Source organism: Pseudomonas sp. GW821-FHT02H06 (assembly GCF_059421525.1).
Window position 1 is genome coordinate 1 of sequence record NZ_JBWKVD010000036.1, and the last position, 8,525, is coordinate 8,525.

Sequence of the window (8,525 nt, forward strand, 5' to 3'; positions counted from 1 at the left end):
CTTTCTGGTCATGTAGAACTCCTCGATAAATGTATTTTCCACTTATCGAGGTGTCCGGGGAAATTAGACCACTGCAGTCTTCGTAGGACCGGCTTTAGCCGGGAAGAGGCCTGCGTGGGCGCCATCAAATTCGCGGTGTGGCTGCTGACGCGGTCTCTGTAGGACCGGCTTTAGCCGGGAAGAGGCCCGTGTGAACACCATCAATTGTGCGGTGTGGCTGCTGGCCCTTTCCCGGCTGAAGCCGGTCCTACACTCAAAAACGCGCTCTTACGATTGGCATACGCAGGGCCAGTGTTTGATAACGCCGCTTGACGTTAACGTAAAGCCCAACTTACGTTACGCCCATGCCTTCCGTATCGAGCACTGCCATGACCGCTACCACCTACAGCATCTCCGACCTCGCCCGCGAGCTGGACATTACCACCCGCACCATCCGTTTCTACGAAGAACAAGGCATGCTCAGCCCCGAACGCCGCGGGCAGGAGCGTATTTACTCCCCCCGTGACAAGGTTACCCTCAAGCTGATACTGCGCGGTAAACGCATCGGTTTTTCCCTGGCCGAGTGCCGCGACCTCATCGGTCTGTACGACCCCACTGGGGGCAATCACAAACAGTTGAGCACCATGCTCGAGAAAATCGCCGAGCGTCGCGCTCAACTGGATCAGCAGCTCCTGGACATTCAGCAGATGCAGCTGGAGCTCGACACCGCTGAAGAACGCTGCAAAGCCGCGCTGGAAATGTCCAGCTGATTCAACCAGATAACCCAATCACCTAAAGTCAAACCTCTCAGGAACGATGCCGATATGTCTCTCCCTCAGCGTGTGCGTCTGGTCGAAGTCGGCCCTCGGGATGGTCTGCAGAACGAATCCCGCCCCGTCAGCGTCAGTGACAAACTGCAGCTGGTGCATGACCTCGCCGACGCCGGTGTTAGCTATATCGAAGCGGGCAGTTTCGTTTCGCCGAAATGGGTGCCGCAGATGGCCGGCTCCGCTGAACTGTTCGCCGGCATTCAGCGCAAGGACGGCGTGACCTACGCCGCACTGACGCCTAACTTGCGGGGGTTCGAAGACGCCCTCGCTGCTGGCGTGAAAGAAGTCGCCGTGTTCGCCGCCGCATCGGAATCGTTCTCCCAGCGCAACATCAACTGCTCGATCAACGAAAGCCTGGACCGGTTCCTGCCGATCATGGAAGCCGCGCGCCTGCACGGCATCAGCGTTCGCGGCTACGTGTCCTGCGTGCTTGGTTGCCCCTATGAAGGGGACATTGCGCCGAAGCAAGTGGCGGCAGTCGCCAACGAGCTGTTCGCCATGGGCTGCTACGAGGTGTCCCTTGGCGACACCATCGGCACCGGCACGCCGGGGGCCACTCGCACGCTGTTCGAGGTCGTGGCCGGGCAGATCCCCCGCGGCAAACTGGCCGGGCATTTCCACGACACCTATGGCCAGGCGCTGGCCAATATTTACGCCAGCCTGCTGGAAGGCATTCAGGTGTTTGACAGTTCCGTGGCCGGCCTCGGCGGGTGCCCCTACGCCAAAGGCGCAACCGGCAACGTGGCCAGCGAGGACGTGGTTTACCTGCTGAATGGCCTCGGCATCGAGACCGGTATCGATCTGGACACACTCATCAACGCTGGTCAGCGCATCAGCGACACGCTCGGTCGGGCGAACGGCTCGCGGGTGGCGAAGGCACGTCTGTCGGCCTGATGTGCGACAAGTTGTCACACAGTGTTACCCTGCCCGCCATCGCGTTCAGGGAAACGGGTAACACGGAAACACCTGGCGACAGATTCAGCAATGAATCCAGGCCGGTGAAGTCCGCAAAACCACGAAAACCGGGACCTTTCTAAAGTTGGCATGGCTTCTGCTATGTCTTACGTACAACAAAAATAACAAATGCAATAACCCAATAAAAACAAGACGTATCGGCTCTGACATAACAAGAACAACACGGACAGAGACGCAGCTAACTGATTTTTTTGGAGTGGATCGCTCTACTTGAGGCCCTGGCCTCATGACCGGACTGAGAACAATAAAACTGCGTTCAGGCAGCTACCAGACCAGTCGGATCGAAAGATCGAAGCGGATCAGCGCTCAAAAAAATACGTTTGCTCTTGGCCCCGTTTGGGGGTCGCTCAGAAAAGCAAAAGAGGCTGGCTGACAAAAACAACAACAGGCCACCTAACAATAAAAACGAGCATGCAATCGAACTTGAAGGGGAGCCCAGGCTCCCCTTCGTGCTATCCGGCATTTGTAAACCTCTCCCCCTTCCGTTATCCCCCGGGCCAATGCCTCGTTCCCGTTGACATCAGCATGACCGCAGGCTTACGTTAACGTAAAGGTGCACATCATCTTCCCCCCCTGACAGCCCTCCAATAACAACACGGGATGCAGTTCATGAATTACCCCACGCTCAACTTCGGCCTCGGCGAAACCCTCGACATGCTGCGCGACCAGGTGCGCGCCTTCGTCGCTGCAGAGCTCGCCCCGCGCGCTGCACAGATCGACAAAGACAACCTCTTCCCCGCCGACATGTGGCGCAAATTCGGCGACATGGGTCTGCTGGGCATCACCGTCGATGAGCAATACGGCGGCGCGGGCCTCGGCTATCTGGCCCATGTCATCGCCATGGAAGAAATCAGCCGGGGCTCCGCCTCCGCGGCGTTGTCCTACGGCGCCCACTCCAATCTTTGCGTCAACCAGATCAACCGCAACGGCACGCCCGAACAGAAAGCCCGCTACCTGCCCAAATTGATCAGCGGCGAGCACGTCGGTGCCTTGGCGATGAGCGAACCCAACGCCGGTTCCGACGTGGTGTCGATGAAGCTGCGCGCCGACCGACGGGGCGACCGCTTCGTCCTCAACGGCAGCAAGACCTGGATCACCAACGGCCCTGACGCCAACACTTACGTGATCTACGCGAAGACCGACCTGGAAAAAGGTGCCCATGGCATCAGCGCGTTCATCGTCGAGCGCGACTGGCACGGCTTCTCGCGGGGCAATAAGTTCGACAAGCTCGGCATGCGCGGCTCCAACACCTGCGAACTGTTCTTCGATGACGTCGAGGTGCCGGAAGAAAACCTGCTCGGTGCGCTGAACGGTGGTGTGAAGGTGCTGATGAGCGGCCTGGATTACGAGCGTGTCGTGCTCTCCGGCGGACCGGTCGGGATCATGCAAGCCTGCATGGACGTGGTGCTGCCCTACATTCACGACCGCAAACAGTTCGGCCAGAGCATCGGCGAGTTCCAGCTGATCCAGGGCAAGGTCGCCGACATGTACACCCAGCTCAACGCCAGCCGCGCCTACCTGTACGCCGTGGCCCAGGCCTGCGAGCGCGGCGAGACCACGCGCAAGGACGCGGCCGGGGTGATCCTCTACGCCGCCGAACGGGCGACACAGTTTGCCCTCGACACCATCCAGATTCTCGGCGGCAACGGCTACATCAACGAATTCCCGGCCGGACGACTGCTGCGCGACGCCAAGCTCTACGAGATCGGCGCCGGCACCAGCGAGATCCGCCGCATGCTGATCGGGCGTGAGCTGTTCAACGAAACCCGCTGACCGCGCCGGAGGCCCCATGACCACTCTGCACACCCAGATCAATTCGCGTTCGCCGGAATTCGCTGCCAACAGCGACGCCATGCGCACGCAGCTCGACGCGCTGCACAGCCTGCTCGACCACGTTCAGCGCGGCGGCGGTGCCAAAGCTCAGGAACGCCATACCTCCCGGGGCAAATTGTTGCCCCGGGAGCGAATCAATCGCCTGCTCGACCTCGGCTCGCCCTTCCTCGAACTCAGCCAGCTCGCCGCCCATGACGTGTACGGCGAAGACGTCCCGGCTGCAGGGCTGATCGCCGGCATTGGCCGGGTCGAAGGCGTCGAATGCATGATCATCGCCAACGACGCGACGGTGAAAGGCGGCACGTATTACCCGCTGACCGTGAAAAAACACCTGCGCGCCCAGACCATCGCCCAGCAAAACCGCCTGCCATGCATCTACCTTGTAGATTCCGGCGGCGCCAACCTGCCGCGCCAGGACGAAGTGTTCCCGGACCGAGAGCATTTCGGCAGGATCTTCTTCAACCAGGCCAACATGAGCGCCGAGGGCATCGCCCAGATCGCGGTGGTCATGGGCTCCTGCACCGCCGGCGGCGCCTATGTGCCGGCCATGGCTGACGAAACCATCATGGTCCGCGAACAGGCGACGATCTTCCTCGCCGGGCCGCCGTTGGTGAAAGCCGCCACGGGCGAAGTGGTCAGCGCCGAAGACCTCGGCGGCGCCGACGTACACTGCAAGGTTTCGGGGGTGGCCGATCACTACGCCGACAACGACGACCATGCGCTGGCCCTGGCACGACGCTGCGTGGCCAACCTGAACTGGCGCAAGCTCGGCCAGTTGCAAACCCGCCCACCCCAGGCGCCGCTGTATGCCGATGACGAGCTGTACGGCGTGATCCCGGCAGACGCCAAGCAGCCGTTCGACGTGCGCGAAGTCATCGCGCGTCTGGTGGACGGTTCGGTGTTCGATGAATTCAAGGCGCTGTTCGGGACCACGCTGGTCTGCGGCTTCGCCCATCTGCATGGCTACCCGATCGCCATCCTCGCCAACAACGGCATCCTCTTCGCCGAAGCCGCGCAGAAAGGCGCGCACTTCATCGAACTGGCCTGCCAGCGCGGCATTCCGCTGTTGTTTCTGCAGAACATCACCGGCTTCATGGTTGGCCAGAAGTACGAGGCCGGCGGCATCGCCAAGCACGGCGCCAAGCTGGTCACCGCCGTCGCCTGCGCGAAGGTGCCAAAGTTCACGGTGATCATCGGCGGCAGCTTCGGCGCGGGTAACTACGGCATGTGCGGCCGCGCCTACGACCCGCGCTTTCTGTGGATGTGGCCCAACGCGCGGATCGGTGTGATGGGCGGAGAACAGGCCGCCGGCGTGCTGGTCCAGGTCAAGCGCGAGCAGGCCGAACGCAGCGGCCAGACCTTCAGCGCCGAGGAGGAAGCCGCGTTGCGCCAGCCGATCCTCGATCAGTACGAGCATCAGGGGCACCCCTGGTACTCCAGCGCCCGGCTGTGGGACGACGGTGTCATCGACCCCGCCCAGACCCGCGACATTCTCGGCCTGGCCATCAGCGCCTCGCTCAACGCCGCCATCGAACCGACCCGCTTCGGCGTGTTCCGGATGTGACCCGAGAGAATCGCCCCATGAATGATTTCGCCACCCTCGACATCGCCCTCGACCCACGAGGGTTCGCCACGCTCTGGCTCAACCGGCCGGAGAAAAACAACGCCTTCAACGCGCAGATGATTCGCGAGCTGATCATCGCCCTCGACCAGTTGCAGCGGGACGACAGCCTGCGTTTTCTGCTGTTGCGCGGACGCGGTCGGCACTTCAGCGCCGGTGCCGACTTGGCCTGGATGCAGGAGTCGGCCAATCTCGATTACAACACCAACCTGGGCGACGCCCGGGAGCTGGGCGAGTTGATGTACAACCTCGCCAAGTTCAAAGCGCCGACTTTGGCGCTGGTGCAAGGCGCAGCTTATGGCGGCGCACTGGGCCTGATCAGTTGTTGTGACATGGCCATCGGCGCTGAAGACGCGCAGTTCTGCCTCTCGGAAGTGAAAATCGGGCTCGCCCCGGCGGTGATCAGCCCGTTCGTGGTGCAAGCCATCGGCGAACGTCACGCGCGACGCTATGCCCTGACCGCCGAACGCTTCGAAGGCACCCGGGCGCGAGAAATCGGCCTGCTGGCCGAGTGTTACCCCGCCGCCGAGCTGGAACAGCACCTGGAACACTGGATCGCCAACCTGCTGCTCAACAGCCCCCAGGCCATGCGCGTCAGCAAGGACCTGCTGCGCGAAGTCGCCGACGGTGAGTTGACCCCTGCCCTGCGCCGCTATTGCGAGAACGCCATTGCGCGCATTCGCGTCAGCGCCGAAGGCCAGGAAGGTCTGCGCGCGTTTCTGCAAAAGCGCGAACCGGCCTGGCGCGGCGAACCCGGCACGCTGTCTCAAACACCACAGGCCCTGCGTGCCCCACAAGGAGAGTCGCACTGATGAGCGCCCCCCACACACAACCGCTGAATTCGGTGCTGATCGCCAACCGGGGTGAAATCGCCTGCCGGGTCATGCGCACGGCCAAGGCCATCGGCCTGACCACCGTCGCCGTGCACAGCGCCACGGACAGCAACGCTCGGCACGTCCGTGAGGCTGACATCGCGGTGAACCTCGGCGGCAGCAAGGCCAGCGAGAGCTATCTGCAGATCGACAAGCTGATTGCGGCCGCCAAGGCCAGTGGCGCCCAGGCCATCCACCCCGGTTATGGGTTTCTCTCGGAAAACGCAGGCTTTGCCCGCGCGGTGGAACAGGCCGGCCTGATCTTCCTCGGCCCGCCCGCCTCGGCCATTGACGCCATGGGCAGCAAATCGGCGGCCAAAGCGCTGATGGAAACCGCTGGCGTGCCGCTGGTGCCCGGCTATCACGGCGATGCGCAAGACGCCGCAACCTTCCGCGAAGCGTCCGCCCGCATCGGTTATCCGGTGCTGCTCAAGGCCACGGCTGGCGGTGGCGGCAAGGGCATGAAGGTGGTTGAGCGCGACGAGGACCTGGCCGAAGCGCTGGCCTCGGCGCAACGTGAGGCGCAGTCGTCGTTCGGCGACTCGCGCATGCTCGTCGAAAAGTACGTGCTGAAGCCGCGCCACGTGGAGATTCAGGTATTCGCTGACCAGCACGGCCACTGCCTGTACCTCAACGAGCGCGACTGCTCGATCCAACGCCGTCACCAGAAAGTCGTCGAAGAAGCCCCCGCACCGGGCTTGACACCGCAGATGCGTCAGGCCATGGGCGAAGCGGCTGTGCGCGCGGCCCAGGCGATCGGCTACGTCGGCGCGGGCACGGTGGAGTTTCTGCTGGACGCCCGTGGCGACTTCTTTTTCATGGAAATGAACACGCGCCTGCAAGTCGAGCACCCGGTGACCGAGGCGATCACCGGGCTGGACCTGGTGGCCTGGCAGATTCGAGTGGCCCAGGGCGAGCCGCTGCCGATCACTCAGGCCGAGGTCCCCCTCAACGGCCACGCGATTGAAGTGCGACTGTATGCCGAAGACCCGGCCAACGACTTTCTCCCTGCGACCGGAACGCTGTCGCTGTATCGCGAATCAACTGAGGGGCCGGGACGTCGCGTGGACAGCGGTGTGGCGGAAGGTGACGAGGTTTCGCCGTTCTACGACCCGATGCTCGGCAAACTGATCGCCTGGGGGGAGACCCGCGAACAAGCGCGTCTGCGGCTGCTGGCGATGTTGGACGAATTCGCCATCGGCGGCCTGCGCACCAATCTTGCGTTTCTGCGCCGGATCATCGCGCACCCGGCTTTCGCTGAAGCGGAACTGGACACCGGGTTTATCCCTCGCTATCAGGAGGAGCTGCTGCCAGCGGCTGAGGGTTTGACGGAGGCGTTCTGGCAACTGGCGGCGCGGGCTTACCTGAGCACCGCGCCAGTGGCGGTCAGAACCGACGACGCCCATTCACCCTGGTCAACCACCAACGGCCTGCGCCTCGGCGGTCCTGGCGAAATGACGTTGCACCTGGCGTGTGGCGCCGAAACCCGGAGCATCGTGCTGCGTGGTGACTCGCAGCAAGGCGTTCGGCTGAACGGCGAGCGCCTGTTGATCGAGCGGGACGGGGTGCGTCACCAGACGATTGCAATTCGTCGGGCCGACACGCTTTACCTGCAATGGCAGGGCGACGTACACGCCATTCAACAGGTTGACCCGATTGCCGAAGTGGATTCCAGCCACGGGCACCAGGGCGGCCTCACCGCGCCCATGAATGGCAGCATCGTTCGGGTGTTGGTCAGCGTGGGCGAACAGGTGCAAGTCGGTACACCGCTGGTGGTCCTGGAAGCGATGAAAATGGAACACAGCATCCGCGCGAACACGGCGGGGACGGTTGCAGCGCTGTATTGCGCTGAAGGCGAGATGGTCAATGAAGGGACAGTGCTGGTGGAGTTGGCCGCTGAATAAATGTCAAAACCCCGGTGGGATCGGGCGTGAACGCGAATGTAGGACCGGCTTTAGCCGGGAAGACGTCAGGTGGCGCACCGCAAAATCGATGGCGTTCACAATGGCCCCTTCCCGGCTAAAGCCGGTCCTACAACGATTCGTGTGTCCAATGAGATTGTGTGCGAACGCAAATGTAGGACCGGCTTTAGCCGGGAAAGCGGCAGTCGGCACACCGCAACATTGAGGGTGCGCACACTGGCATCTTCCCGGCTGAAGCCGGTCCTACTAAAACAATGCGTCAGTGAGATCGGGCGTGAAATCGAATTGTAGGACCGGCTTTAGCCGGGAAAGCGGCAGTGGTCACGCCGCAAAATTAAGGGTGTTAACACTGGCCCCTTCCCGGCTAAAGCCGGTCCCACTAAGAGCATCGCCTGCAGTCAGTGAGAAATGGAGAAGTGTAGTGGTCAACTAATTCCGGACACCTCGATAGGTGGTTTCAAGGCCATCGTCCGTTCGTAAACGGTCGGTGGCA

General features: G+C 62.3%; 6 protein-coding genes. All 6 read left to right on the forward strand.

Going from position 1 to position 8,525, the window contains the following annotated elements:
• Nucleotides 1-368: 368 nt before the first annotated feature.
• The 6 genes from AC07VF_RS26385 (at nucleotide 369) to AC07VF_RS26410 (ending at nucleotide 8,014) form a co-directional block, all read left to right on the forward strand.
• Nucleotides 369-749 carry a MerR family transcriptional regulator gene (locus AC07VF_RS26385; protein WP_192173909.1) on the forward strand — a complete coding sequence of 127 codons (381 nt, stop codon included), beginning with the start codon at nucleotides 369-371 and terminating at the stop codon, nucleotides 747-749.
• Nucleotides 750-803: 54 nt separating this feature from the next.
• On the forward strand, nucleotides 804-1,703 hold the full coding sequence (locus AC07VF_RS26390; protein ID WP_495010171.1) for a hydroxymethylglutaryl-CoA lyase: 900 nt from the start codon (nucleotides 804-806) through the stop codon (nucleotides 1,701-1,703).
• Between the two features lie 690 nt (nucleotides 1,704-2,393).
• Complete coding sequence (locus AC07VF_RS26395) at nucleotides 2,394-3,557, forward strand: isovaleryl-CoA dehydrogenase (RefSeq protein ID WP_065990591.1); 1,164 nt, start codon at nucleotides 2,394-2,396, stop codon at nucleotides 3,555-3,557.
• A gap of 16 nt (nucleotides 3,558-3,573) precedes the next feature.
• The gene (locus AC07VF_RS26400; RefSeq protein ID WP_495010172.1) at nucleotides 3,574-5,181 is read left to right on the forward strand and encodes a carboxyl transferase domain-containing protein; all 1,608 of its coding nucleotides are present in this window, start codon (nucleotides 3,574-3,576) and stop codon (nucleotides 5,179-5,181) included.
• Nucleotides 5,182-5,198: 17 nt separating this feature from the next.
• Entirely contained in the window at nucleotides 5,199-6,050 is an 852-nt protein-coding gene (locus tag AC07VF_RS26405; protein ID WP_495010173.1) for a gamma-carboxygeranoyl-CoA hydratase, read from the forward strand.
• Complete coding sequence (locus tag AC07VF_RS26410) at nucleotides 6,050-8,014, forward strand: acetyl/propionyl/methylcrotonyl-CoA carboxylase subunit alpha (protein ID WP_495010174.1); 1,965 nt, start codon at nucleotides 6,050-6,052, stop codon at nucleotides 8,012-8,014. Before AC07VF_RS26405 ends, AC07VF_RS26410 begins: the two co-directional genes overlap by 1 nt.
• Nucleotides 8,015-8,525: the final 511 nt, after the last annotated feature.

Coding starts and splice junctions, on each gene's coding strand:
- AC07VF_RS26400 (WP_495010172.1), top strand. CDS start 3,574: ATGACCACTCTGCACACCCAGATCAATTCGCGTTCGCCGGAATTCGCT.
- AC07VF_RS26385 (WP_192173909.1), top strand. CDS start 369: ATGACCGCTACCACCTACAGCATCTCCGACCTCGCCCGCGAGCTGGAC.
- AC07VF_RS26395 (WP_065990591.1), top strand. CDS start 2,394: ATGAATTACCCCACGCTCAACTTCGGCCTCGGCGAAACCCTCGACATG.
- AC07VF_RS26390 (WP_495010171.1), top strand. CDS start 804: ATGTCTCTCCCTCAGCGTGTGCGTCTGGTCGAAGTCGGCCCTCGGGAT.
- AC07VF_RS26405 (WP_495010173.1), top strand. CDS start 5,199: ATGAATGATTTCGCCACCCTCGACATCGCCCTCGACCCACGAGGGTTC.
- AC07VF_RS26410 (WP_495010174.1), top strand. CDS start 6,050: ATGAGCGCCCCCCACACACAACCGCTGAATTCGGTGCTGATCGCCAAC.